Origin of the sequence: Lachnoanaerobaculum orale, from assembly GCF_003862485.1 — a bacterium.
Classification (GTDB): domain Bacteria; phylum Bacillota; class Clostridia; order Lachnospirales; family Lachnospiraceae; genus Lachnoanaerobaculum; species Lachnoanaerobaculum orale.
Map to the genome: position 1 here is coordinate 1 of NZ_RRCM01000002.1, position 1,153 is coordinate 1,153.

General features: G+C 33.3%; 2 pseudogenes. Both read right to left on the minus strand.

The annotated features are described in order from the left end of the window. Nucleotides 1–782: pseudogene (locus tag EHW90_RS10135) on the minus strand (hypothetical protein); the annotation flags it as partial. Nucleotides 783–848: 66 nt separating this feature from the next. Next, nucleotides 849–1,153: pseudogene (locus tag EHW90_RS10140) on the minus strand (serine/threonine protein phosphatase); the annotation flags it as partial.

Genomic DNA, 1,153 nt, shown 5'->3' on the forward strand with positions numbered 1-1,153 from the left:
GTCTTTTGTATCAGTCGTAAGATAATCTCCTTATCTTTTTGCCTAATCATTTCACGTTCATAGTATAATCCGTCTTTACTTGGACTTAAAAATGTACTGCTCTTAAATACATTTTTTTCTATGTTCCATACAGGATAAAGTTCTTCTTCTATCATATCGGCATATTTTCCATAGTCCACTTCGACATCTCTTGCATTTTGGGGAAGTCCTGACAGGTCTATATCAAAAAAGCGGTCAAGGTATGCGGTATTTACCGTATTCCATCTAAGTCCGTTATAAGAAAAGGTTTCACAAAGTTTTCCTACTTCTTTCCTGTATCGAAGAGCCTTTTTAGGTTGTACCAAAAGTGTATGTTTTTCTTTGTTATTTGTAAAACTTACTCTTATATTTTCTTGTAAAAAAGCCCTGCATACACTGTCGGCTGCATTAAGATAAACGGTTTTTATAGAATTTTTACCTTCCATACAACCTTCTTTAATATCGTCTTCCTTATCCTCTATTACATCCAAATCTGATATCGGAAAAAACATCCTTAAAAATGTATTCTCATTTTTTGAAAGTAAAAGTATCGCAATCTCGTAGCTCTCCTCTTTGCTCTCAAGCTCATCATATACCTTTTTATACAGTGATTTATATCTTTCTTCAAAAACCTCACTCATCCTGTAAAGACCGTCATATAAAACACTTTTTGCAAAGACATACTCATCTTCTTCTTTTATTTCTGAAAGTCTGTCCTTTACATATTTCTTTATGTCAAACTCATTCAAGCATACCTTATCCATCTGAAAGCACCTCTTTTAATAGAAAAATACTAATTAACAATACATAAGCTTTAAATAAATACCTGATTACTCAGCACTTAAACTTGAAGAGGATTCCGTTTCACTTGTTTTTGGCTGTGTGGTTTGTGCTTCTGATTGTGCCGCCTTTGATTCTTCTTTTTCTCTTTCATCAATTCTTTTTTGCACATCACTAAGCTTTTTGTCCATTTCTATGGTATTTATCTCATCCTTTAATTTTACATATAATCTTCTGGCATACTCGTAATTCTCTCTTGCACTTTCAAAGTCTCCTCTTAAGAATGCCTCATCTGCTGTAACTGCATATCCTCCGGCTTTATTTTTCTCTTCATCTCCTTCGCTTATTTTCTTAT